This is a genomic window from Bacillus yunxiaonensis, assembly GCF_037104695.1.
In the GTDB taxonomy this organism is placed as follows: Bacteria; Bacillota; Bacilli; order Bacillales; family Bacillaceae_G; genus Bacillus_A; species Bacillus_A yunxiaonensis.
Window position 1 is genome coordinate 56,878 of the sequence record NZ_JBAWSV010000006.1, and the last position, 26,315, is coordinate 83,192.

The following is a 26,315-nucleotide window of genomic DNA, read 5'->3' on the forward strand; positions in this document are numbered from 1 at the left end:
TTTGTAAAAAAGTTGCGATGTTTTGCCCCTTTGGATCTGTTTATCCCGCATTAACAGGCAGTAAGACCCCCACCTCAAGGTTCAGAGAGAAGCAAGGAAGATAGGTGGGGGATAACTGCCCGTAAAAGCCCGATTGGTGAGAGCTTTCCGTCAGTGGGGGATGAAGCCCCCCACTGACGGAAGTTTCACTTTATCTAAAGGGGTGTTTTTATAGTGAAAAGTGAAAAGAAGATCTGAACTGAAAGGCGGATTAAGGAACCGTTGGGTAGCATTAGAGTTACTCAACTAAAGGGCCAGTTCGTGGAATAACACCTTTAAAGAAAATTGGATATCTATGTTTAAGTAAAAATCCCAAATCCAATAAAGGATACGGGATTTTTGTTTTTAAATATTGTGTATTACTGTCTAATACGGAGCTTAGATTCCAGCCCACACATCTTTTCCATATCGTCCCTCACGTTGCAATTGGTCTAACCAATTTCTTGCCTCTTGTTCACTTACCCCATGATTTCGCTGATAAGCTTGACAAAGAGTATCCTCTACATCCGGAGCCATTCGACTTCCATCACCGCATATATAAAGATGAGCGCCGTTATCTAATAAAGAAATTAACTTGTCTCCATCTTGTTTCATTAAATGCTGTACATATGTTTTTGGATGTCCTTCCAGACGCGAAAAAGCTGTATGTAAGGATAATATGCCATCCTTTTCATCTTTTTGTAATTCTGTACGATAGAGATAATCCTGTTCAGGATGACGACAACCGAAATATAGATGAGCTTCTCCTAACTTTACGCCTTGCTGTTTCTGGATGCGCCGTGATTGTAAAAACCCTCGGAATGGTGCAATCCCAGTTCCTGGTCCAACCATGATAATTGGCGTTTCAGGATTTTTTGGCAACTGAAAACCTGATTGTGGAGTACGAATAAAACAAGCAATATTGTCTTCGTTGTGACGTTGAGCTAAATAGTTAGAAGCGACCCCTTTATATTCGCCTCGTCCACTCCGTGCAGGTCCGCTTACAACACCAACTGTAATACTCAGGCGATCCTGGGCAACGAGTGGTGAGCTTGAAATAGAATAGTAACGCGGTTTGAGTGCAGGGAGAAGTTCTAAAAACCGCTCAAACGGTATTTCACATGCTTCGTACTTTTCGAGAAGATCTAACATGGAAATACGTTTCTTTAATATTTGCTCCTGGTAAATTCCCTCTTCCACTAAAGTTTCCAATTCGCGTTTGTGCGGAGGGCAAACCGTAAAAGATGCCAGTTCCCGTATTTGTGCTCTGGTTGCTGCTTCCTGCACTTCCACACTATAGCTAAGAAGATCACGTAAACTAACAGGCATATCAAGTGGCAGATGAGCTGCGTTTCGTCCACTTGCTGTCAGCACTACTTGATCATTTCCATTCAAATTATACCTACGGAGAACGCGGCTGACATTTTCCTCACTGTTGTGTGGAAGCACTCCGAGATGGTCTCCTTCGTGATAAGTAACTCCTTGCGGTAAGGCCACCTCGATATGCCGAGTGCTTCGATCACTGCCAGCTGATTGGAGTTCGCGATTTTCCACAATAGTTGCATTCACTGCTTCGTACGAACGAGCAAGAGGAGACCCTCCAAGGCCACTGACAAACTGAAGGCTTAGGGTACTGCGTTCTTTTTCTACATTTTCATTGAGCTCCAATCCAAAAGCTTTCATCGCATCCGACCACATGCTTTGTTTCCATTGATTGAGCTGTTCCTCAAAGTCTCCACTTGCATCTCCCTCTCCGCGTGTTGAGAACCTTGTGGCTCCCTGTTGAGCCATCTGCTCGTCAATATATCTCGGGACATTCTGATAGGTACTGGCCCAGTTATGATCTCCACAGCCAAACACCGCATAATGAACACCTTGTAGCTCACCAGGTTGTAGTTCTTCAAGCCATTGTACGAATTGTCCAGCATTGCTCGGTGGCTTTCCGTTATAAGAAGAAGTAACAATGAGAATGGCTCCTTCTTTCGGTAAGTTACCAATTCGGTCATTTAAAGACGATACTTCAGTCCGTACGCCATGCAAACTCGCTGTATCCGCAAGTTCCCGTGCTACACCCTCAGCAGTTCCAGTATCAGAGCCGTAAAGAACAAGAAGCGGACGATTATTGAGTCCTTGGAGAGAAGCTGCATTCTGAACTTGCTGTTCCGTCTTATGGTCCTCCGGCGTCTCTGCTACAGGTGTTAGGACAGATGGACGGATGGCAGCTTGATTTCGGGAGCGAACCGTTATCTTAAAATCACCTGGCTTTAACGTTAATGTTTGTTTAATGTCCAGCTCATAATTCGCATAATCGATGAATTCAAAATGCTGGAGAAGCATTCCCAGTACGAGAGTGGCCTCATGAAGGGCAAACTGCATACCGATACATGCCCGCTCGCCATTTCCAAATGGCTTATAAGCATGATGAGGAACTTTATCCGGATCTTCAAACCGTTCGGGATGGAATTCTTCTGCATTGTTCCCCCATGCATCTTTATCTCGATGCAGCTGTGGAATAAGAACCATAATCCGATCTTCTCTTTTCTTTACCGGATATTTTCCGCCAATCACCGTGTCTTCTTTTGCATAAAGGCTGAATGCTGGTGCGGTAGGCCATAGACGCAGCGATTCATTTAAAATCATCCGGATATACTTAAGCTGCAGAACTTGTTGATATGTTGGAGTGGGCCCTGTTAATACCCGATCTACTTCTTCATAGGCTTTTCTCAATTTATCCGGATTTTTTAATAAGTAATAGATCGCAAAGGATAACAATCCACTTGTTGTCTCGTGCCCGGCTATTAAAAAGGTGATGATTTGGAAACGAATATTTTCATCATCCAGTTTTTCGCCCGTTTCCGGATCCTTCACATTTAACATACGGGAAAGCAAATCATTTTCTTCCTGGTTTTCATTGGCCTTACGTTCGGCAATAATGTTATCCACTAAAGAAAACATGGCTTGGATATCATGCTGAAATTGACGTTTAGTTCTCACCATGAGTTTGTCCTGTATATCTAATCGTTGTGTTTGATGCATCGCTTCATCTAGAGCACGGACCATGCTGGTGATAAAAGGATGAGGAGTCTCACGATAATAACTGTTGAACCGGTAATTAAAACCGCATAAACCAATCGTGTCTAATGTAAGACGGGTCATATCCCCCGGGACATCCACCTCTTCATTCGGATTAAGCCGTGCCCATTTTTGAACGAGCTGTACGGCAATATCGACCATCATGGCATGGTAATCCTTCATTGCCCGCTGGCTGAATGTAGGCATCAGAATATTATGGGCTTTTCTCCAGTTAGGCTCGTGTGTTCCACTTGTAAATAACCCGTCTCCAGCAAAGGGACGAACCTTTGCTAAAGGACCTTCTACACTTTTATCGAACCGTGACTGGTCACAGACTTCTGCTACCAGTTCATGCCCAGAAACGACAATGACGGTATCTCCTGGAGTTTGAAGCCGAAAAATGGGACCGTACTCTTCCGCCAGCTTGATAAACGATAGGAGCGGTTTATCTTTATCAAGTAGAGGTACATTACCTAATGGACCAAACGTTTTAGGTTGGGGAATATCATTAAGCTTTTTCATTAAAAACATCCTTTCAAAAGAGCATGCTATTTTAGTGATTATTCTTGCTTGAAAAATTTTACCTATCTGCACTACTTTAAAAAGTTTACTTTTAAGCTGTGTTTGATAACTTGTTTCCATCTCTCTCTGTCTTTTGTTACAGTTGTAAAGTTCCCCAAAACATGAGGGGTGGCCTGTTGATATGCAACGGATGATAACAACATGACAATGAGTTCCTCCGAATGCTGGTCTGCAAGAACATCCAATTCGATCCCTTTTACAATAAAAGGATAAGTTTGGTCGTGAAAAGGCTTGGGATTAAAAGTTAATCATATAGAATCGTTTAGCTTCATTTCTATACTTTACCAATATGCTTATGATTATGATGCTAGGTAAAGGATTGATCAATCCAGGCTGATTTTTGGCAATTAGTTTTCCAACTTGCTAACAGAGGGGCCATGTTCCCTCGTGAATTGAAAGGTTCATTCTTTTATGCAATCAATTCCTACCTATGACATATGTTATTGATGGTTTCTATGAAGTGATTTCTTCTGCAGAATGTGAATGTTTTCACTTAAATTAACGGGTGGCTATTCTGCAAGATAAGTACAGCAAAACTTTTAGAATGATCTTCCGTAATCGGGCGCGATTGTTGAACAACATAGGTAGAAATGATCAAACTTTTTTATAAAAACCAAACTTAAATCTGCTGGGGAAGAATCCATTTTGATCAATCTTTTTTCAAAATGGATTCTTTTTATTTATCGTAAAAATTTGGATTGCGAGGCATTTTTGATCAAACTTTATCCCGCATTAACGGGCAGTAAGACTCTCACCTCAAGATTGAGAGTGAAGCATTGTCCAGTTCTAGCGGCTAGAATCTCCGCCCCCTCGGACGAGGAAAAAAGCGCCTCTCCGCCTTGAGCTCCAACGTCCTGCGATTCTGAGCGAGCCGCTTCCGCTTTTCTTAAGAAGATAGGTGGGGGACAACTGCCCGTAAAAGCCCGATTGGTTCAACTAACCGTCAGTGTGGGATGAAGAAAACCCCCACTGACGGAAGTTTCACTTTATTTCAAAGCTACAGGTGGAACAATTATCTTACGGTTATTTCAAATCTGTTGGGACTGATGAAATCTGTTTAGAACGGTTTGGTTTGAAAAAAATTAGAATCGAAGGGAGCAGCATACCCCGAACAAGGAACGTATCAATTAAAATTCCCATTGTCATCGTCAAACCGAACAGAAAGAGTTCCTGCAGTGGTTGTGTAATGAGTACGCCGAATGTAGCTGCGAGTATGATACCTGCTGATGAAATGACGCCTCCTGTTAAAGCAACCCCGCGTGCCACAGCTTCTTTCCATTCATACTTTTGTGCCTCTTCCTTGATGCGAGATACAAGCATAATATTATAATCGACTCCTAATGCAATGAGAAATACAAAGGTGTAGACTGGTAGACGATAGCTAATTGAATCGTAACCTAAAATATAATGAAAGATCATCCATCCCAGCCCTAGGGTTGCCGCATAGGAAAGTAACATTGTTATCATCATTGTTAGTGCTATAATGATAGATCTTGATTGGAATGCAAGCATAATGAAAATGAAAATTGAAATGAGTGAGAACGTCACGATCGTATCTTTCTGATTTAAAGATTGCACATCTAGTTGCTGTGCTGTCTGCCCACCATAATGCAATGAATATTGTTCTGAATCGAAGCCGCTTTTCGTTAACAAGTCCTTACTATTGTCTCGTAGTTTACTTATTGTATTTAAAGCTGCTTTGTCGTAAGGATTGTCTTGTAAAGTCAATTGCAGTCTGATGGCATGCTTTTCTTCTGATAAGAAATTTTTTGGTAAGTTCGAATTGGGTGTGGATAATCCTGAAGTGATTTCAGGTGTGACGGTATTTACCCCATCTAGTTCTTTAATTGAGTTTGATAATGAAGCTAATTTTTCAACAAATGGTTGGTCTAATACAATTTCTTTGTCTGATTTTAAAATAACAGTCACAGGTGCTAATTGTCCTGGTGGAAAGTTTTCCTCTAAAATTTCAAAACCTTGCCGCGATGAAGTGTCATTTGGAAATGACTTCATTAAATTAAATGAATATTTCATGGATCCGACATTAATTGAGGCAAGGATTAGCATAATTAAAAGTATACCTGCTGTGATGGAAGGCTTTTTCTTTACAAAAGTGCCTACATTTGTCCAGAAGCCGCTTAACTTTTCTTCTTTTTCGGCTACTTTTGGAATGAAAGGCCAAAATGCTTTTCGACCTACTAGTGCAAATAGAGCGGGAATGAGTGTGATGCCTCCAAGAAGAATGAACACCATGGCAACTGAAAATACTGGGGCAAAGTTATGATATGCATTAAAAACAGCAAAGAACAATGTAAGCATCGCAACCAGCACTGTTCCGCCGCTGAAGAGAATAGGTTCCATTACTTGCGTTAATGCAGTCTGCATGGCATCGTACTTCGAATCAGTCTTTTTTAATTCCTCTCTATAACGAGCTAAGATGAATAAACAATAATCTGTTAAAACTGCAAAGAGCAGAATCATCATAATGGAAAGAGCTTGTTTTTCAACGACGAACCATCCATTTTTGCCTGCTAATCCTAAAATGCGATCGACTACTTCATATACGATACCAGCAATGATTAATGGAATGACAGCGAGCAATGGGGAACGATAAATGATGATTAATATAATGAGAATTAATCCGATTGTTGCAAACATTAATACGAAGTCAGCATTTTTGAACAGCGTAATCGTATCCGCTGCAATTCCAGCTGGACCTGTAATCTCAAGCTTTAAGTCACCGATATCCATTTGTTTTACATGGTTTCGAATTTGATCTAATGTCTCATAAATTTGATCTGATTCTAAACCTTTCGTTAGCGCAACATTTAAAAGAATAGTCGTGTTATCTTTGGAAAACATTTTATCTTGTGTGGCTTTGGGGAGTTGGTGGAATGGTAATGCACTTGCTACATTTTTTGGTTTATCATCTGAAGAAAGCCACTTGCTAATTTCTGAAATTTTTGCGCGCTCGGCCTCAGTGATGGCGTTTTTTCCATGAAAAACAAGGAGGGCGACGGCACCATCTTTAGATGGAATTTGTTCATCTAATATCTTTTGCGCTACAGCAGACGGCGTATCTTCATGTATGCTTCCTTCACCGCTGCTTGTTGCGTACTTTTTGGCTGATGGTGCGATGAGGCTTAAAACGCCAATAACAAGAATCCAAGCAATTAAAACTATTTTGGCACCCTTTGGACTACTTATGAAGCGAGCAAGTTTGGATAAAGGACGATTCATCACATATGTAACCTCCTTTTTTAATTTCATGAAAATTTTAGAATAGAAATATGAACAGAATATGAACAGAATATTACAAAAATTGTGTCGATAATTAGTTCTTAACTTTGTTTCTATTTTGTGAACAAATGGAAATATTGAGCTCGAAATGTTGTGTAACTTTAGGAGATAATTTGCGTCGTTTTTAAATGATAAATTGCATATGAAAAAAGAAATCTATAAAGGGGTATCGCTACATGCCCATCAAGCTAGAGCAAATCATTACCCCAAAAACAAAAAAACGCTATTCTTTCTGTAATATAGTGGAGAGGATGGTGTTTTTTATGTGTAGCGAGGTTTCAAATGAACTTATTCTGTTTTCACAGGTATTGCAACGATCTTTGTCCTCACAAGCTCTCCAACAACTGGCCAGAAAAGTGGGCTTTGTTCAAAGGACGAGTAAATATACTTAGTTAAATAACTAAAAAACGACTGCAATTGAGTAATCGCTATTAATTGAGCATTTAAGGATAGCTGATTAAACTAGTCTTCATCTTCAAATTCTTTTTGAAGGTAGTTATTATTTACACCCTCGTCTTCGATATCATGCGGTTTATATCTTCGAATTGTTACAAAAGATAAAGTTTCCAGTTGGCGAGATACCATTTTTAACTTTTTTCACATTATATAAAGTAAATCAGCCGTTACTGGTCTAGAACAACTGCCCAAGTTTACAATTTGCAAATTATCGAATGTTTGAATGAGTAAGATCTTTATCTCCTAATTTTCTTTTCATAAAAGCAATTAACAGAAGAAAAAGTGGGAGTACGATTTGCATAGAAAAAAAGAAAAAAATTGAGCTCTTGGATAAAAATGATGCTAGTTCCTGAAAATTGGAAGCTACCCAAAAACCAAATAGAACTTGGAGAAACCCCAATGGAAGCACAAATGGTTTATAATCATACACGTTTATCCACTGGGCTGTCCCAAGTGCAAGCGCATAATAAATGACAGAAACTTTAACAAAGATACCTATAACCCACAATGCCATAATAAGCGCTTCAATATGCTCAAAAAAACTAGCGATACTGATATACTTAACAAGATTTAATAATGGATATATATAATTTTGAGTAATCCCGCCGAATACAAAAATCGCAATCAAATTTGTAATCACCATGGTCAGTACAATAGCCGTAACAGAAAACATGCCCCATTTACTTCTATTTTCTCGATCTTGCAGAAAAGGCAGTAAAAAAGAAATATAAAAAAAATCGCCTAACCATGACTGAACATCAATTGCTCCTCGGATAGATGGTAAAACTCCATTTCCCATGATAGGAAGTATGTTATGGAATTCCATATCGGGTAGAAGCAGAACTATCAGCAGCAGAAAAGGAAGAGTGAATATTGGAAAGAAAATTTGTGTTGCGCGTGCCAGTACTTCTATTCCACCGTATACAGTAAGTGCACTGACGAGCACTATACTAGAAAACATGACGTATAGTGGGGTTTTAGGAAGGAAGGAGATAATGATAAATTCAGCGTAGTCCCGTATAACCAAGCCATTCTCAAAAAGAATAAGAAATAAATATATACACCCAAGGGCCTTTCCGGCGAACTTTCCAATAATATGCTCACTGTACTGAATAATATTTTCCCTGGGATACAACTTGTTTAGCTTAATGAAAATCCAGGATGACAGAAAACCGATCAGGGAAGCCCATATTGGTGATAGCCAGAGATCTTGCTTCGCACTTTTCCCTGCAGCCGATGGAAGAACCAAAATAGCTGTGGCCAATACGGTTACATACATTATAATTCCCATCTGAAAAGATGAAATTTTTCCTTTTTCAATCATGGCTTACCTACCTCATTTTATCTATTTTTTTACTATTAGGATGCACAAGGAGGTAATTATTTATAAGCATAAAGAAGTTATAGGACATTTTCGGAATTACTCGGCTTACATGCTGGTAGTAAGGAGGGAGTTTTTAATGAGTTTATTAAAGAATCTTTCGGAGGTAGCAAAGGAACGAAACTTGGACGGGAAAAGGTGTGTCCGGTTCAGCATTTCTATTAATAAGTATGACAGAAAAACTATCTAGATTAGCAACAAGCTGTGGAATGACGAAATCGAAAATGTCTGATCAACTGTTAAGAATCGTCTTAAACTCACCTAATGTGTTGGAATGGCTGCAACAAAAATTTAATAAAGTAGAAGAATATATGGAGATAGATATCGCTGTAATTCTTAAGCTAATAAGCGAAACTCATCTTGAATCGATAAATTCATACAAAAACGCCATCCTTCCTGTATATTTCTACAAAAAGAATAGCGCTTTTTCGTTATATGAATATAAATTTATTTTGGCTTAATAGCGATGTGGCGATACCCCTAATTAGATAGGATAGGTTTAATAGATACATCGCAAGATAAAGATAAGTTTCATTACGATTTTCCATACAATCGAAAGGAAGGAGCTGTCCATATTGTTTCGAAACAAGCGAAAACAACGCCATATGAAACAACTGCCAGTCGCTGAGCAACAAGTTTTACTTTCTTCCGACCTGGATGAAAACCTACAGGTTCTTCGCTCCATGTATCAGGATTGCTTTGATGTAGCCTTCCGGACGTTTTTAATTAGTGGACAAACGAAAGCTGTTCTTGTTTATGTAGAGGGGTTATCTAATATAGAGGAGATCGATAATCATGTGCTAACCCCACTTATGTCGGAAACGGAAGAAAAGGGTCTTAGTCCACGTGAAATGTTAGAGAAAAAGATCCACATTTCAAAGATGAAAGAGGTCAGGACAGTTGCAGATTGTATAGAGAATATTTCTGTCGGGAACCCCATACTTTTAGTACAACAAGAAATGTCCGGGTTTGCCTTGGGATTGGCTAAATGGGAAAAGCGAGCAATTGAAGAACCGACAGCAGAGAATGTTGTGCGTGGGCCAAGGGAAGGTTTTGTGGAAACATTAGGGGTCAACACCTCTCTCCTCCGCCGTAAAATCAAAAGTCCTGCTCTCAAGATGAATTCGATGAAAATCGGGAAATATACTAGTACTCATGTTGTAATTGCTTACATAGAAGGACTTGCGGATCAAACTCTTATTGAGGAAGTCAAAAACCGCTTACAACGCATTGAAATAGATAGTGTATTGGAAAGTGGGTATATCGAGGAATTGATTGAAGATAATCCCTATTCCCCTTTTCCTCAACTCATCAATACGGAACGGCCTGACGTAGCAGCTGCTAATCTCTTAGAGGGGCGTGTAGTGATTCTAGTGGACGGTACACCTTTTGTCTTAATTGCTCCTATTAGCTTTTTTTCCTTACTTCAATCGTCGGAAGATTATTACCAGCGTTTCCTGATTAGTTCAGCCATCCGTTTGTTGCGCTTTGCGTTTATGGTGTTTTCTCTTATTTTGCCTTCTCTCTATGTAGCAGTCCTTACCTACCATCAGGAAATGGTGCCAACGACCTTGCTAATTAGTGCGGCATCTTCACGGGAAAGTGTTCCCTTTCCGGCTCTTGTGGAAGCATTACTAATGGAGATTACATTTGAAGCGCTGCGTGAAGCAGGGGTTCGACTTCCAAAACAGGTCGGGGCTGCCGTTAGTATTGTCGGCGCTTTGGTCATTGGTCAAGCTGCCGTTCAAGCTGGCCTGGTTTCCGCTCCGATGGTCATCGTTGTTGCGATTACAGGCATTTCATCTTTTATGGTACCGCACTATACACAAGGGATTGCGTTACGAATGCTACGCTTTCCTATTATGTTTCTTGCCGGTTTACTTGGTTTGCTTGGAATTATGCTTGGAATAATTGCTATCGTTGTCCACTTATGTGCGCTGCGTTCTTTTGGGGTTCCATACCTTACACCCATTGCTCCAATGAAGGGGCGTGAGTTGAAAGATACCTTGATTCGGGCTCCATGGTGGATGATGAACACACGTCCCCATTTAACTGGTGAATTCAATCAGTACCGACAGTCCCCCGGACAAAAGCCGAATCCAAGTGGGAAAGACGAGCAGTAGAACAAAGACATGACGAGAAGGATGTGAAAAAGAATGAATCTCTTTCTATCTCAAAACATCATAAAGCCGGTCCTCATTCTTTTCTTTTTGTCGGCTAGTTTCCTGCTTACCGGTTGCTGGGACAGAAAGGAAGTGAATGATATGGCGCTGGTGTTAGGGGCTGCCATTGATAAAGAAAAAGGAAAAAACATCAGACTTACCTTACAAATTTTAATTCCTCGAGCTGTGGGCGGCGGGCAGCAGGGAGCTGGAGGAGGTGGAGGAAGTGGGGGAGGCTCTAAGGTCTTGGTGAGATCGGCGATTGGAGAGAATATAGCAGATGCTGCGTCAAAGCTCCAGACGAAGATTACACGCAAAATCTTCTGGGGACACTGTAAAACGTATATTTTCGGTAACAAACTTGCGAAAGCAGGAGGTATTCATAAACAAATTGACTTTTTCCTTCGCCACCCGGAACCTCGGGAACGTGCTTATTTGTTTGTCAGTGATAAAGAGGCAGCCGACATTCTAAAATTTCAGCCATCGCTAGAGTTATACATGGGAGAAGGGCTCCGAAAGCTCTCTGAGATGCACATAGGTATGAGTACTACCGTGAAAGATTTTGAACAGATGGTAACAGGTGATTCAGGGGCGGCTCTTTTGCCTTTGATTAAAGTTTTAAAAGAAAAAAAGAGTGCCCCTATAACTGAGACCGCTATTTTTAAGAAAGATAAAATGATTGGTCAAATTAATACTAAAGTAACTAGAGGACTATTGTGGTTACGAAATGACATCCAAGTGACTTCGATTACAGTAAATCCTAAAAAAGGAGAATCCATATCGCTAGATCCTATTCGGCAAACGACGAAGCTCCTTCCTACAATCGAGAATGGAAAGTGGAAGATCCTAGCGAAGGTCACATCGGAAGGGACGATTGTACAAAATGGAAGTCATCTTGACGTTATGAGTCCCAACATTACAAAGAAACTAGAAAAGGAGATGGCAAAAGAGATTAAACAGCGAATGAACCTGTCCCTGAAACAGGTAAAGAAAGGGATGAATGCGGACGTGTTCGGTTTCGCAGATGCGTTTCACCGCAGATACCCAAAAGAATGGGAGAAAGTCAAAGGTCATTGGGATAAGATCCTTCCGCAAGTGGACGTGAAAATAGCTGTTAAAACGCGTGTACGCCGACCTGGTTTATCTACCACGCCGGCGGGTTTGAAAGAAAAAGAGGTAGAAAAGAAATGAAATGGATAAAGGTAGCAGGAATAACAGTATGCGTGGTTCTAATTGTTTTGTATGAATGGCCAAAAATGGATCGGAATCAGAAAAGGGAGAAAGCGGCCTTTGTGACCTTAACGATGATGGGATGGCTGCTTGCCATCCTCTTGCTGCTCTTTCCAGACATGCCGGGTCCTACGCAGATGATTGAGAAGCTTTTTAAACCACTTGGTAAGCTGCTTGAGAAAAAGTAGGAAAAGGAAGGAGCAAGGGAAATGATTGAGAAAGGGAAAATCTCATCTTTACAAATGGCGATGATACTATATTTTATCATATTGGCCACAGGTATTCTGACTCTTCCATCAGTTGCCGGCAAATATGCAAAGCAAGACCTCTGGCTATCACCGATATGGGCCTCGCTCATTGCTTTTCTAGTATTGTCTGTTTTCTGGAAACTGAACAAGCTTTATCCTAATGAGAATATTATGCAGTATAGTGAGCGCATTATCGGAAAGATTGCCGGAAAGACTCTTGGATTTATGTATTTGTTTTTTCATCTTTATTTGAATGGCATTGTTCTCCGGGAATACGCAGAGTTCATTGCAAACTTTCTCCCCAGAACCCCGATGTCTATCGTGGTAGCTAGTATGGTACTAGTTAACGCGTTTGTTGTATACGGGGGAGTAGAGGTGTTAGCACGTGCGACACTAATTTTCCTTCCGGTGTTTATTCTTCTTCTTCTGTTGATGGGATTTTTACTTCTACCCGATATGGAATTCCATAACATACTTCCTATCATGGGAAATGGTATTTTACCGTCTATACAAGGAGCGATTCCAATTCAGTTATGGTTTAACGAATTTTTTTATATGTCTTTTTTTCTTCCTTTTTTAAAAGATCCAGAAAAAGGACGGAAATGGGGCATGATTTCTGTTGTGGCTATTGTATTGACCATGATCGTTACAAATTTGATTGCAATCTTTGTATTAGGCGGGATTGTTTCAGAGTCTGTATATCCGGTATTAAGTGTTGCTAGGTATATCAGCATCGCCAATTTTTTCGAGCATATTGAGTCAATTATTATGGCAATCTGGGTTGCAGGTGTCTTTGTTAAAGTTTCAGCTATTTATTATGTGCTTACACTTGGAACGGCACAGTATCTAAACGTGCAGGATTATAAGCGTTTTGTGTTTCCACTTGGATTTCTCCAAGTCATATTTGTTTTTTGGATAACTTCCAGTTTTCAACAATTATTTGCCTTTTTGTCCACAGCTGGAATTTTTTACTTTTTTTCTTTGCAAGTCGTACTCCCGTTTTTACTTCTGTCTATTGCTCTTATAAAAAAGAAAATGAGGGAATAAAGACTATACTCTTTTAAACGGTCAATCATTTTGTTACGCCAATCGCTATCGTGCGAAAAAGAAACTCCACGCCTATAGATTCATTACATATACACTATTTTGTAGATTTAAACATTGCGTAGAAATAATTAAAAAATTGTAATTTTTTATGGAACAGCTATTATGACGTTCATTCCGATAGTGCTTCTATGTATTGCGATTGAACAGAAGAGGGGTTTACAAAATACCCTCCACGGTATAATATACGTGTATAAGGTTAAATAAACACTTTACTTTAACATAAAACAAATAAAAGTATGGAGGTGCTCATACATTGGAATATGGTCAAGATATGAAAAATCGTTTGAAGCGAATTGAAGGACAAATTCGCGGTGTGCTTCGCATGATGGAAGAGGGAAAAGATTGTAAAGAAGTGATTACACAACTGACTGCATCACGTTCTGCGATGGATCGTACGATTGGATTAATTGTCGGAACGAACTTAGAAAAATGTCTTCGCGAGCAGTTTGAAAAAGGTGATACGTCTAATGAAGATGTAATCAAAGAGGCTGTACAACTACTTGTAAAGAGTAGATAATCTGTCAATGCGTTGACAGATTTTAAAAACAATATCATTATACCCATACAGGTATATGTATAGCGATAGTTTCAGGAGGAATGAAACATGAGTATAAAAGTTAATACTACTTTGGATTGTAAAGGTTTAGCATGCCCAATGCCAATTGTTCGGACGAAGAAAGCAATGGACACATTAGAAGCAGGGCAAGTCATTGAAGTGGAAGCAACAGATAAAGGCTCAGTAGCTGATATTCAAGCTTGGGCGAAAAATGTAGGACATCAATATCTCGGTACGAAAGACGAGAACGGTGTTTTGAAGCATTATTTACGAAAAGCACCTCAAGAGGAAATGAAGGAAGCCATTCAATATCCTCATACAATGACCAATGAAGAACTACAAAATAAATTAGCATCTCAAGAAGACTGTATTGTATTAGATGTACGGGAACCAGCTGAATTTGCTTTTGGTCATGTGCCATCTGCTGTCTCAATTGCGTTTGGTGATTTAGAAGAAAGATGGAGTGAGCTTGATAAAACAAAACCGATTTATGTCATTTGCCGCACAGGCAGCCGCAGTGATCTAGCATGTCAGTTATTAGAAAAACAAGGTTTCTTGAATGTGAAAAATGTAATCCATGGTATGTCGCAGTGGCAAGGTACTTTGGAGCAGGAATAAAGAGTTTTTTATTTTTTTAAATGAAAATATACCATAGGGGGTAAGGTAATGAGTATTGTAGGATTACAAGCGAAAGATGTTGCTGAGAAGGTGTTGTTTGAAGAACTGTTTATTTTAGATGTTCGTAATGAAGCTGATTATGTGGATTGGAAAATCGAAGGAAAGCAAGTAGCGTCTATTAATAAGCCATACTTTGATTTATTAGAAGGTGTAGACGGTATTTTGGCTGAATTGCCAAAAAATCAAGATATTCTTGTTGTATGTGCGAAAGAAGGATCTTCTATGTTTGTTGCTGAACAACTCGCAGAAGCTGGCATAGAGAATGTCTATTATTTAGTTGGTGGTATGAAAGCTTGGAGTGAGTATGTTAAACCAATTAAAGTAGGTAATTTAAAAGATGGCGGAAGCATTTATCAATTTAACCGCGTCGGAAAAGGTTGTTTATCGTATATGGTTGTTTCGAATGGTGAAGCGGCAGTGATTGATTCTGTACGCACAATCGAAGCTTATGAAAGTTTTGCGAAAGAACAAGGTGTTGTGATTACGAATGTTTTAGATACACATTTACATGCCGATCATATTTCTGGCGGTCGTAAGTTAGCTGAGAAGATAAACGGTACGTATTGGTTACCACCAAAAGATGCAGAAGAGGTCGTATTTTCTTATGAGCCGCTTGTAGAAGGAACTGTCATTACAGTTGGAACAACAAAAATTGACATTCAGGCAATCTATTCACCAGGTCATACAATTGGAAGTACGTCATTTATCGTAGATGATTCTTATCTTTTATCAGGTGATATTTTATTTGTAGATTCCATCGGTCGCCCAGATCTTGCGGGTAAGGCAGAAGACTGGGTAAGTGATTTACGTACTACTTTATATAAACGTTACAAAGCATTATCTCAAGAGTTAATTGTTTTACCAGCTCATTATTCTAAAGTGAGTGAACTGGATGAACAAGGCGTAGTTAGCGCAAAATTGAAAGATTTATTTGTAGAGAATGCAGGATTAAATATTGAGGATGAGGCAGAGTTTCGTAAAACAGTTACAGAAAACTTACCGCCACAGCCGAATGCATATCAAGAAATTCGTCAAACGAATATGGGGAAAATCAATCCAAATGAAGAAGAACAGCGTGAAATGGAAATAGGGCCAAATCGCTGTGCAGTACACGAATAACATGAGATTCTAGTTATCTTCTATTAGGAAACAAATTTAAAATGAAACATACCACTGGAGGTATATAAAATGAATGTAAAACAAGTATTAGATGCAAAAGGTTTAGCATGCCCAATGCCAATCGTAAGAACAAAAAAAGCAGTGGATGCTTTGCAGTCTGGAGAGATTCTCGAAGTTCATTTAACAGATAAAGGTGCTATAAAAGATATTCCAGCATGGGCACAAACGGGTGGGCACGAAGTATTACAACATGTTGAAGAAGATGGAGTTTTAAAGTTCTGGATTAAAAAAGCATAAGAAATTTGGAGGGTATGTTGTATGAGTATGAATGCAGCATTGAACATCGTTTTTATTACACTTATTGCTTGGTTTATTGTTTCTCGTTTTTTACCTGTTAAGGGAGTAAAAAATATAAGCGGAAAAGAACTAAAAGATGAGATTAAGAAAAAGAATAAGCAATTGATTGATGTACGTACACCAGGGGAATTTAGAGGCAATCATATCCAAGGTTTTCGAAATATGCCATTAAATGAACTAGTACAAAAAGCAAATAGCTTAGATAAAAACAAAGAAGTAATTGTAATTTGCCAGAGTGGAATGAGAAGTAAACAAGCAACAAAAGTATTAAAGAAACTGGGATTCAAACACATTGTAAATGTTTCAGGCGGTATGAACGCTTGGGGCTAAGGAGGATGTATGAAAAATGAGAGAAATTACTGCGAAAAAATTAGAACATAAACTTATGAGTAATGAAACGGTAAACATGATTGATGTGCGTGAGGTAGAAGAAGTTGTGGAAGGGAAAATTCCAGGAGTGCTTCATATTCCACTTGGCTTATTAGAGTTTCGAATGCATGAGTTAGATAAAAATAAAGAGTACGTGATTATATGTCGTTCTGGTGGCAGAAGCTCGCGAGCAGTTCAATTTTTAGAAAGTCAGGGCTTCCAAGTTATTAATATGAATGGTGGTATGTTGGCTTGGGAAGGGAAAACAGAGTAGTTATGAAATAGATGAAAGGACTTTGTACGGATTTTTCAATTACCTATACGGGTATATGTAGTGACGGGAGGATTCGATATGGAACAAAAGAAAAAAACAACAATTGTGTTATTCAGCGGGGATTACGATAAAGCGATGGCAGCGTATATTATCGCAAATGGTGCAGCGGCGTATGATCAAGAAGTAACCATTTTTCATACATTTTGGGGATTGAATGCGCTTCGTAAAGATGAGCCGATAAAAGCAAAGAAAAATTTCTTAGAGAAAATGTTTGGAAAGATGATGCCCCGCGGTGCAGATAAGATGGGGTTATCGAAAATGAATTTTGCAGGTATGGGACCGAAAATGATTAAGCATGTCATTAAAAAACATAATGCAATGCCACTGCCAGACTTAATTGATATGGCGAAAGAACAAGGAATAAAATTAGTCGCTTGTCAAATGACAGTGGATTTATTAGGACTAAAAGAAGAAGAAATTATGGAAGATGTCGAATTTGCAGGAGTAGCAGCATATTTAGCGGATGCGTCTGAAGGAAATGTGAACTTGTTTATTTAAATTCAACCCCTTTTAAATCTCTAATGGGTAGTTGTACGTATCGAAACATAGGGTATTCTATGAATAGGATACCTTCTTTTCAAAAGGGGGAAGAAGGAACATGAGCCTTGGCTTTATCATTGTGCTCTTTATCATTGGATTTATCGGTTCATTTATTTCAGGAATGGTCGGCATTGGTGGTGCCATTATTAACTATCCCATGATTTTGTATATTCCCGCGTTATTAGGATTTGCAGGGTATACGGCGCATGAAGTAAGTGGAATTACAGCTGTACAAGTGTTTTTTGCGACTTTTGCAGGTGTATGGGCGTATCGCAAAAGTGGTTATATAAATAAGACATTAGTGTTATATATGGGAACGAGTATTTTAGTAGGGAGTTTTATAGGGAGTCTCGGTTCAAAAGTATTAGATGAAAATCAAGTGAATGTTGTGTATGCGATTTTAGCTACAATTGCAGCCATTATGATGTTTGTACCGAAAAAGAATCGTGACGATTTATCTGTAGAGGAACTCACGTATAATAAATGGTTAGCTAGTGTTTTAGCTTTTATTGTAGGCTCTGCTTCAGGGATTGTTGGAGCAGGAGGAGCTTTTCTTTTAGTACCCATTATGCTTGTTATCCTGAAATTGCCTACACGTATGACAATTGCAACGTCATTAGCGATTACGTTTATTTCATCTATAGGTATTATGATTGGAAAAATTTCTACGGGACAAGTAATTGTATTTCCGTCTATTATCATTGCTATCGCCAGTTTACTTGCATCGCCTATCGGAGCGAGTGTCGGTAAAAAAACGAATCAAAAAATATTACAGTGGATATTAGCGATATTAATTGTTGCAACATCGGTTAAAATTTGGATGGATATGTTGTTGTAATTTCTTCACTTTTCTCTGAATCTTGAGCTGGGGGGCTTACTGCCTGTTAATGCGGGATAAAATCGCAAGATGGTGTATACGAAGTACGAGGAAGAGCCGCTAAGAGATTAGCGGCTCTTTTTGTTTATAAAAAAATAAGCCCCATTTTCATAGGACCTATCTCTCACATTAATTGTTATTGGTTGACTTGGTTGTTTTACTCTTGGATGATGATTTTTGATTATCTTCTGATTCTTCTTGTTCTACACGCTTTGTATCAGCAGGAAGTCCAAGGTGATCACGAAGTTGTTTTGTTATGTCAGCTATATTTTTTTTATCAGGCATGTAGTAATACGTATGTTTCGGAGCATAAGTAGGTTTACAGATTTTATCTTCTGACATATAGCAGTCTTCGCCGGCTAGTTGTACTTTTGTAATTGAAGAACCTATACCATATTTGTAGAATGATAACATGTCATCAAATGAGAAGTTTGTTTTAAAATCCCCATTAATATCATCAATGATTTTTCCTACTTTTGTTATGGAACCAGCACTCGCTAATTTTTTCACAGTAGCTTCAATAACCAGCTGTTGACGTTGGCCGCGCATAGCATCGCTATCGATTTTGCGTGTTCTTGCTAAGGCAAGGGCTTGTTCTCCATTTAGATGCTGGTATCCTTTCTCGAGATGTATGGCACCAGCTGTATCGTTACTATCTTGTTCTGTAAATGTAACGGGTACATCCATGTCGATTCCCCCTAAATCATCGACAACTTTAATGAAAGATTTAAAGTTAAACTTTACAAAATAATCGACAGGAACATTAAATAGTTTTTCTACTGCATCAATAGTAGCTTGAGGGCCACCATCTTTTCCATTTTTCACAGAACCAAATGCATATGCATGTGCAATTTTATCTTTTTTCTTTTCTATTGGAAGATACGAGTATGTATCACGTGGAATACTTACTAGTTTTACTGTTTTGCTATCTTTATTAAAAGTTGCGAGTAGCAGCGCATCTGTATGAAATGAGCCAGCGTACTCTTTTTCGCGTCCTTGATTTTCATCAATCCCCATAATTAAAACAGATACGTTATTAGAAATGGGTTTGACAGCCTGTTCACGTAAATCAGATTTATCACCGCGTTCTAGATCATGAGAAGCATTTCGAACAGCAGAAGATGCCTTATTCACTAAAAACCAAGTGTAGCCTCCCCCGCTAACTAAAAATAATACAATAACAAGTGCTGCAATTTTAAAACCTTTATAGCTTTTTTTATGTTTATGCTCACGTAAATTTGGTTGTTGATCCATTTGATATACTCCTTCATTCATAATTGAAGCCTGTGTAACGCTTACATCAATTAATTATAATTCTTTGTTATAAAAAAGAACATTAAAAATTATTTACAATTTACGAATGTTCGGTCTATTAACTTTGTATAAAGAGGAGGTGGTGGGTTTTAGTAATTTGTAATTAGGTTTGAATGAATAGTAATTTGATGTACTTGGAACGATTGCGATAGTATCATTTTCACCTTTTGCGGAATTGTTTTTCATAACGATAGGTGGCATGTAAACCTAATTATATAATCTTTATATAAATCTATAATACTTTCCGTTTTTTGGTATAATAAAGTGAAACTTCCATCAGTGGGGGGACTTACTGCCCGCGAATAGGGAGATAAAGAGGGGCGCATCATAATTAATATATAAATGAATAATTGGGGGATATTTATGAACAAAGCAATAAAGTATACGCTTTTAATAGGCTTATTTGGGATTAGTTTAGTAGGATGTAGTTTTAATAAGCAACAACCCGCGTCAAAAGATGTAGCAAAAACCGACCATTTTGAGGAAGTTCCAGTACAAGTATCTATTACTGCGAAGGATCCAATGGAAGTTGATTTAAAAAAGAAAATTGATCCTGGTACGGTGACACCCGAATCTGTTTATGTAATGGATGAAGAAAATGCAAAAGTAGATAGCAAGTTAAAAATTGATGGGACAAAAGTTATTATTGAGCCTAAGGATAAAGAGAAACAACAAGGTACATATACAGTATTTATAACAAGTAAAGTGAAAATGGCAGATGGTTCAACGATTGAAAAACCTTTGAAAGTAACATATAAATTAAAAGAGACAGCAAAAGAAAATGTATCTGAGGCAGCAGAAAAGAAAAGTGAGCAGAAAGCAGAAACCAATGCACCAAAAGAAGTTGAAAGCGTAAAGGACTTTACTTCTTATGACGGAACGTGGACAGACTCAGACGACTATTGTGGAAATGGAATTTTTGCCACATTACAATTTAGTGAAAAAAATGTTGCGAGAGTTCAATTAGGTGCACAAATGCATGGCCAAAAATCAAGAAGTTGCGAAAATGCGAAACCTGATGGAGCACAGGAAGCTGCTATTGTTACATTTGATAATAATGGGGTTGGAACTTTTTCATTTACTAATATGAGAAGTTATGTTTTGCAAAAGGCGACAATTCAATTAGTAGGAAATAAAGTTTTGCTAACAACTAAAATTGTTGCTCCTGGAGAGTATGGATCTGAAACCTATTTTGGGGATAATGTCACAACGAAATTGATTTATCATCGAAATAAATAGTGAAAAAGCTGCTGCATCATCCAGCAGCTTTTTTATGTTTATCCCGCTATTTTTGAGATACCCTCTTTAACATATCAATTTACAGAAAATATTTACAATTAAAAAATTTGTATATAAAATGGAAGAAAACGGATAGGAGCAGGGGTATGGTAAAGAAGGTTTTCATGCATAGTTCGGAAGTGATTGTGCAGTTCTTTTTATCGGTTATCGGGATTATTTGCTTAGGAGCTTTGCCTGGTTTATTTCAAGGTTTAAAAATAGACTTTAATAAATATATAGAGACAGTAAAAATGGTGTGTAATAGTTTAGTACATATGTCATCGATGACGTATGTACCAATTACTAGAGATCCACATCCACAACCAAGACCATTATTTCCCCAATTATTTGTCCATTATAAAGAAACGATGATTATCTTTTTAGCTTCTTTTTTTATTTCACTTTTGATTGCTTTTCTAATTGTTTATATTATTTTACGCAGCAACACTAGTGTTCAAGAGAAAATCAAATCATTTTTACTCTTTCTTGAATCTATTCCGGATATTCTTCTTATCATCGGCTCGCAGCTTTTCGTCATTTGGATTTTTAAACAAACAGGTATTTTAGCTGTGAATATTTCGGGGGTGGGCGAGAAATCTATTCGAGGATTACCAATTATTTGTTTAAGTGTACCAACAACAATTATGTTTATAAAACTATTATTACTGCGTTTTGAAACAGAACTTGAAAAAGATTATGTGCTGTTTGCAAAGGCAAAAGGATTAAATAAGCTCTACATTTTAAATCATCATGTATTACGCAATGTGTTATTAAGTACGCTCTTTTTTGCAAAAACAAATATTTGGTTTATGCTATCGAATTTGTATATTATTGAATGGATTTTTAATACGTATGGCATGTTTGTATTTGTAAGAGTAGCCGCAAGTGCTAATTTTACATCAGGTATTCTTATTTTTACAGTGAGTATATTGCTTCTTTATATACCTATTTTTATTATTTTTAAGTTATTTCATTATCTCGTGCCTAATGCAATGAAAGAGAGGCTATAAGATGTGGCAACATATGAAGCGTGATAAACGGTTTTGGATGAGTGTGTCTTTTATTGTCGTGTTCGTTCTATTAAGTATTGGAAACACCCTTTTTAACGATGGGCATATTCGAAAAGTGTCCATTCAGTTTAATAAAGACGGAACACCTGAGGTACCCCCATTTCCGCCTTCATTTCAGTTTTGGCTTGGAACAGATGACAAGGGAATGGATTTATTAAATTTAGTCATTGAGGGTGCGAAGTGGACAATCGGTGTATCTGTACTTATTGCGTTATTACGTATAATATTGGGCATTTGTTTCGGTGTTTTTCTTGGAACATACATAAAGCGGGGATTTACAAAATTAGAAGCTTTTTTTGATAGTTTTACAATCATTCCAATGGTTATGATTGCGTCTTTCTTACTACAATATGCAATTCCATTTAACAATGGCGAGGAAACTTCTACCTTTTTTGAACGAGCTTCGTTTGAAATTATTTTATTAACGGTGCTGGCGGTTCCGACAATTTCTTTATACATTGCCAATGAAATTCGTAAGTTATTAACAGAAGAATTTATTGATGCTGCTAGAATTCTAGGCGGCAGTAGAAGACATATTATCATGAAGCATGTTTTTCCACACTTGTATTCGACCTTTGGCATTGTATTTATGCAACAATTTGTGCAAACGCTTATTATTTTGCTGCATCTCGGTTTATTAGGTTTATTCTTTGGAGGAACAGTTATTTTTTTTGGCGGGGATATCGATTCTTTCACTCATGAATGGTCGGGATTAATTGGGGTCTATTTTCGCTTTTTAACAGTTCATCCGTGGATTCCACTTGTACCTATTACGTGTTTTGGATTAACCATTTTTTCAGGAAATATAATCGTAAAATGTATACAGGATGCAGCAATGAAGGCAAAGCTAGGGGAGAGTACAAAACAGGAGAAGAGAGAAGAGAAACAAACTATAGCAACAGAAGAATTGTTTGTGTTTAAGAATACGATGTGAATGTAGATTTTTTTTATTACTGTGCGGAAGACCATTTGTAGGAAGTGAAAAATAAGCAGCTGGATTCATTTAAACAGACTATAATTAGAAGAGGATACTATGTCCAATATAAGGGCATATATCCTCTTTTTTCTTACATGATATACTCCATAATTAGAGGTTGAAGAGATGGTCTATTATGTATACAACAACAAAGGAACCTGTGTTCGTATATTTAGGCTGTGGAAAAAATTTAATTTTATTTATTTGTTTGTTTATTATGTGACTACCCACCACTTAGATGTTAATGTGTCTTGAAGTGGGGGCTTCGAAAGATAAAATACCTTTCTCTTTTATTCCTGGGTCATCCACAGGGCTAACGCCCCATGTCACCAGGCGGCTTAGATTCACGGCGTCCCTACCGCAGGACGATCGCCCTGCACGCGCTTGAGGAAGGAGAATTCTTTCGGATAAATCGTTAAATGAATATGGGAATTTTTTAAGTTTGCTTTAAGAATAATTTAATATTATAGCTGTACAATAAGAGACTGTTGTAATAAGTAAAATCTAATGAACATTTTAAGTTAGGAGTTTTTTATGCTAAAACAGTGGATTAAAAATCCAAAAGAGAGGAAATTAATTTATGTTGCAATCATAGCAGCTTTCGTTATTCTTGCATGTGGATTTTGGACAATTGAACACAGGGACTCATTAACAACAAATATAGCAACACATGCAGACCATCAATTTGAGCACCACATGAAAAGTCCTTTGAAATCTTATGCGAAAAATAAAGCTTCTTTAGGTCGAATTGGTATTTTTGCTGCATTTGCCATGTTTCCTCTTTATTTTGTATTACGACTCAAAAAAATAAAATTAGGCAAAGAGATGAAAGCGTTCATTTCAAAAATGTTGAAGTGGGTGAAGTTATTTCATGTTCCGATTGCAGTTCTTGCTTTCGCATTGATTACCATGCATTCCATTATTATGGTATTTTATGAATGGAAAACAGATGCAGTGTCTATATCAGGCGTTATTTCGTATCTTTTATTTCTTGCATTAGGAACATTGGGATTTCTACGATACAAACGAAAAGATAAAAATTGGCATTACTATCTTTCATTTGCTTTTGTGTGTTCCATGCTGATTCATACGTGGCTCTAAATTGAACGACCCCCACTTAGACGCAAACGCGTCTTGAAGTGGGGGTCTTCTCGCAGAAAATGATAAAACTTTAATGGCATGCTAAACAACATTTGATTATGTCACTATCCTTCATTTGCTTCATTACGTACCTGTACAAGAACAACCGTCTCTGGATTCGATACCACAGATCCATTTGAAATTTGAACAAATTATTGATAACCAATACGATTAACATAGAATATACGTTCTGTTCCTGGGTGCAGGAGTCGCCTTCTAAATTTCCTTTTCTCAGTTTCTATGAGCTCAATTAAAATTCTAATTTGAGCATGAAATAGAATTTTTCTCCTTGACGGGGAACATCCACTCCATTAAGCAGCTTGTTTCATGGTGAAACGAGAAGAAGCTTTGAAATAAATCAAGGTAATCAATAAATAAATACAAAATGTGATAATTGTCACCATTATAGAAGTAGTAGCAACTACACTTACTAATATGGAAATTAAAATCAAAAGAGATGCGAATGTTGTATAAGGAAAATAGCGAGCTGAATAGATATTTTCCTTCCATTGTTGCACACGAATTTTCAAATACGCTAGCGTAATAATAATCCAAATGCATAATACTGTATACGCAAGAGACCCCATTAAATAGTTAAACGTTTTGCTTCCGGCAAATAAAGAGATAAGCACTCCTACATATAAAGAAGATGTACAAGCTAGGATTGCATAAATAGGGACTTTTTTTCGAGTCAACTTTGTAAATATTTTTGGAAGTTGTCCATCTTGTGCCTGTGTATATACGATACGTGAAGATGCGTATAATCCAGCATTCATGGAAGAGATAATGGCTAATAGGATAATTGCATTCATAACGTGATCCGCATATGGAATTCCTATAGCTTTAAATACCATTACAAACGGACTTTCTGGAACCCCATTTACTTGATTCCATGGAATCAAACTGACTATGATAAAGAAAGGTAAAATGTAAAAAGAAATAATTCGAATTAGTGTTCCTCTTACAGCCTTTGGTATAGCTTTTTCAGGATTTTTCGTTTCCGCTAAAGTGACACCTATCATTTCGGCACCACCATATGAATATATTACGACTAGCATAGCTGAAATTAATCCATGCATACCATTTGGAAAAAATCCACCGTGTGATGATAGATTAGAAAATCCTATTGCAGTATGAGTTTGAAATGGAACTAATAGAACAATAAAACCAAATACAATAAATAATACAATGACAGTAATCTTTAATAACGCAAGCCAATATTCTGTTTCTGCGAACAGTTTCACTGAAAATAAATTTACCATAGTAACAGCGATAGAAACGATTAAAGCTAAAATCCAAATTTGTATATTTGGAAACCAATATTGAAGGAATGTAGCTGCTACTAATGACTCTGCAGCTATGTTTAGCACCCACATTTTCCAATAAATCCAATCTAAAAAATATCCTGCATACTTACCTAGAACGGGTTGAATTAAATCTCGAAATGTTCTAGCTTGTCGATTTTCTAATGCCATGTGAGCCATGCCTTTCATGACAAACATTAAGATTATTCCTCCCAATAAATAGGCAATAATTACCGATGGTCCTGCCATATCGATAGCTGTACTACTTCCTTTAAACAGTCCAGCGCCTATAGTCCCGCCTAGAGCCATCATCATAATATGGCGTGCTGTTATCGTGCGTGTTAAACTTTCTTGTTTATTTGTCATATGATTTTCCCTTCCTCTCTATGTTGTAAATATATAAAAAGGCCCATCATCTCTTTGAAGAGACGATGGGCCTAGAACCTACCGCGGTACCACTCTTATTGATTTCCTCACATACAGGGAAATCCAGCTTTTTGCACATTATTTATGCTAAATTTTATAACGTAAATCAACCGTAAAAGCCTAACATATCTTACTTTGTTCAGCTTTTCCACTCCTAGGCGAGTTCGAAGTTTCATGTGACTGTGTTCCACCACCCCACAGCTCTCTGCACATCATGAGAATTCTTCTACTACTCCTAATCATTGTGTTTATTATATCTGTCTTATAAGATGTTTTGTTAATGTTATGGATTAATATATAGAAAGAAAATTTGGATGTCAAGAATTTTATGAAATTTTATATACTTCAAAATTAAAGGAGAATAAAGGAACTCTCACATTGTGAGAAGGATTTAGGACTTTTATATTTTAATTTGTCTTCA

Annotated in this window: 23 protein-coding genes and 1 other annotated feature; of the genes, 17 read left to right on the top strand and 6 right to left on the bottom strand. The window is 37.7% G+C overall.

The genetic code is table 11. The features are described 5' to 3' along the window. Window positions 1-417: 417 nt before the first annotated feature. From WAX78_RS17660 to WAX78_RS17675, 4 genes are all read right to left on the bottom strand, one after another. Entirely contained in the window at window positions 418-3,612 is a 3,195-nt protein-coding gene (locus tag WAX78_RS17660; RefSeq protein WP_336483480.1) for a bifunctional cytochrome P450/NADPH--P450 reductase, read from the bottom strand. A 1,083-nt stretch (window positions 3,613-4,695) separates the two neighbouring features. After that, window positions 4,696-6,912 (bottom strand): MMPL family transporter, encoded by a 2,217-nt coding sequence (locus WAX78_RS17665; protein WP_336483481.1) that lies wholly within the window; start codon window positions 6,910-6,912, stop codon window positions 4,696-4,698. Between the two features lie 522 nt (window positions 6,913-7,434). After that, window positions 7,435-7,557, bottom strand: a complete 123-nt coding sequence (locus tag WAX78_RS17670; protein WP_336483301.1) for a hypothetical protein — start codon at window positions 7,555-7,557, stop codon at window positions 7,435-7,437. 79 nt (window positions 7,558-7,636) lie between these two features. Next, window positions 7,637-8,752: a GerAB/ArcD/ProY family transporter gene (locus tag WAX78_RS17675; RefSeq protein ID WP_336483302.1), complete on the bottom strand. Its 1,116-nt coding sequence runs from the start codon at window positions 8,750-8,752 to the stop codon at window positions 7,637-7,639. Between the two features lie 197 nt (window positions 8,753-8,949). Here WAX78_RS17675 and WAX78_RS17680 point away from each other — a divergent pair, with 197 nt between their 5' ends. The 13 genes from WAX78_RS17680 to WAX78_RS17740 all read left to right on the top strand — a co-directional run bounded on the left by WAX78_RS17680 (window position 8,950) and on the right by WAX78_RS17740 (window position 18,347). Beyond that, a complete protein-coding gene (locus WAX78_RS17680) occupies window positions 8,950-9,270 on the top strand; it encodes a hypothetical protein (RefSeq protein ID WP_336483303.1) in 321 nt (106 codons plus the stop codon). A gap of 144 nt (window positions 9,271-9,414) precedes the next feature. After that, window positions 9,415-10,932 carry a spore germination protein gene (locus tag WAX78_RS17685; RefSeq protein WP_336483482.1) on the top strand — a complete coding sequence of 506 codons (1,518 nt, stop codon included), beginning with the start codon at window positions 9,415-9,417 and terminating at the stop codon, window positions 10,930-10,932. Window positions 10,933-10,965: 33 nt separating this feature from the next. Continuing rightward, window positions 10,966-12,162: a Ger(x)C family spore germination protein gene (locus WAX78_RS17690; protein ID WP_336483304.1), complete on the top strand. Its 1,197-nt coding sequence runs from the start codon at window positions 10,966-10,968 to the stop codon at window positions 12,160-12,162. Beyond that, window positions 12,159-12,389 (top strand): hypothetical protein, encoded by a 231-nt coding sequence (locus WAX78_RS17695; RefSeq protein ID WP_336483305.1) that lies wholly within the window; start codon window positions 12,159-12,161, stop codon window positions 12,387-12,389. The genes WAX78_RS17690 and WAX78_RS17695 overlap by 4 nt, the downstream gene beginning before the upstream one ends. 21 nt (window positions 12,390-12,410) lie before the next feature. Continuing rightward, entirely contained in the window at window positions 12,411-13,496 is a 1,086-nt protein-coding gene (locus tag WAX78_RS17700) for a GerAB/ArcD/ProY family transporter (RefSeq protein ID WP_336483306.1), read from the top strand. A gap of 313 nt (window positions 13,497-13,809) precedes the next feature. Beyond that, window positions 13,810-14,073, top strand: coding sequence for a metal-sensitive transcriptional regulator (locus WAX78_RS17705; RefSeq protein ID WP_035432943.1), 264 nt, complete (start codon window positions 13,810-13,812; stop codon window positions 14,071-14,073). An 87-nt stretch (window positions 14,074-14,160) separates the two neighbouring features. Continuing rightward, complete coding sequence (locus tag WAX78_RS17710; protein ID WP_336483307.1) at window positions 14,161-14,730, top strand: sulfurtransferase TusA family protein; 570 nt, start codon at window positions 14,161-14,163, stop codon at window positions 14,728-14,730. 48 nt (window positions 14,731-14,778) lie between these two features. Further along, a complete protein-coding gene (locus WAX78_RS17715) occupies window positions 14,779-15,909 on the top strand; it encodes an MBL fold metallo-hydrolase (protein WP_336483308.1) in 1,131 nt (376 codons plus the stop codon). Between the two features lie 69 nt (window positions 15,910-15,978). Next, on the top strand, window positions 15,979-16,206 hold the full coding sequence (locus WAX78_RS17720; RefSeq protein ID WP_336483309.1) for a sulfurtransferase TusA family protein: 228 nt from the start codon (window positions 15,979-15,981) through the stop codon (window positions 16,204-16,206). Between the two features lie 27 nt (window positions 16,207-16,233). Further along, window positions 16,234-16,596, top strand: coding sequence for a rhodanese-like domain-containing protein (locus WAX78_RS17725; RefSeq protein ID WP_336483483.1), 363 nt, complete (start codon window positions 16,234-16,236; stop codon window positions 16,594-16,596). A 16-nt stretch (window positions 16,597-16,612) separates the two neighbouring features. Further along, window positions 16,613-16,909 carry a rhodanese-like domain-containing protein gene (locus WAX78_RS17730; protein ID WP_336483310.1) on the top strand — a complete coding sequence of 99 codons (297 nt, stop codon included), beginning with the start codon at window positions 16,613-16,615 and terminating at the stop codon, window positions 16,907-16,909. A 78-nt stretch (window positions 16,910-16,987) separates the two neighbouring features. Then, complete coding sequence (locus WAX78_RS17735) at window positions 16,988-17,467, top strand: DsrE/DsrF/DrsH-like family protein (protein ID WP_336483311.1); 480 nt, start codon at window positions 16,988-16,990, stop codon at window positions 17,465-17,467. Window positions 17,468-17,567: 100 nt separating this feature from the next. Then, the gene (locus tag WAX78_RS17740) at window positions 17,568-18,347 is read left to right on the top strand and encodes a sulfite exporter TauE/SafE family protein (protein WP_336483312.1); all 780 of its coding nucleotides are present in this window, start codon (window positions 17,568-17,570) and stop codon (window positions 18,345-18,347) included. Between the two features lie 168 nt (window positions 18,348-18,515). Here WAX78_RS17740 and WAX78_RS17745 read toward each other — a convergent pair whose 3' ends face one another. Next, window positions 18,516-19,640, bottom strand: a complete 1,125-nt coding sequence (locus WAX78_RS17745; RefSeq protein ID WP_336483313.1) for an LCP family protein — start codon at window positions 19,638-19,640, stop codon at window positions 18,516-18,518. A 423-nt stretch (window positions 19,641-20,063) separates the two neighbouring features. Here WAX78_RS17745 and WAX78_RS17750 point away from each other — a divergent pair, with 423 nt between their 5' ends. The 4 genes from WAX78_RS17750 (at window position 20,064) to WAX78_RS17765 (ending at window position 24,125) form a co-directional block, all read left to right on the top strand. Next, window positions 20,064-20,939 (top strand): Ig-like domain-containing domain, encoded by an 876-nt coding sequence (locus tag WAX78_RS17750; RefSeq protein ID WP_336483314.1) that lies wholly within the window; start codon window positions 20,064-20,066, stop codon window positions 20,937-20,939. A gap of 146 nt (window positions 20,940-21,085) precedes the next feature. Beyond that, window positions 21,086-21,988 carry an ABC transporter permease subunit gene (locus WAX78_RS17755; protein ID WP_336483315.1) on the top strand — a complete coding sequence of 301 codons (903 nt, stop codon included), beginning with the start codon at window positions 21,086-21,088 and terminating at the stop codon, window positions 21,986-21,988. Between the two features lies 1 nt (window position 21,989). Then, entirely contained in the window at window positions 21,990-22,982 is a 993-nt protein-coding gene (locus WAX78_RS17760; RefSeq protein ID WP_336483316.1) for an ABC transporter permease, read from the top strand. Between the two features lie 576 nt (window positions 22,983-23,558). Further along, window positions 23,559-24,125 (top strand): hypothetical protein, encoded by a 567-nt coding sequence (locus WAX78_RS17765; protein WP_336483317.1) that lies wholly within the window; start codon window positions 23,559-23,561, stop codon window positions 24,123-24,125. A 350-nt stretch (window positions 24,126-24,475) separates the two neighbouring features. On the opposite strand, the gene WAX78_RS17770 is transcribed toward WAX78_RS17765, so the two are convergent. After that, entirely contained in the window at window positions 24,476-25,834 is a 1,359-nt protein-coding gene (locus tag WAX78_RS17770; protein WP_336483318.1) for an amino acid permease, read from the bottom strand. Between the two features lie 55 nt (window positions 25,835-25,889). After that, window positions 25,890-26,146, bottom strand: a binding site (T-box leader). Window positions 26,147-26,315 lie beyond the last annotated feature (169 nt).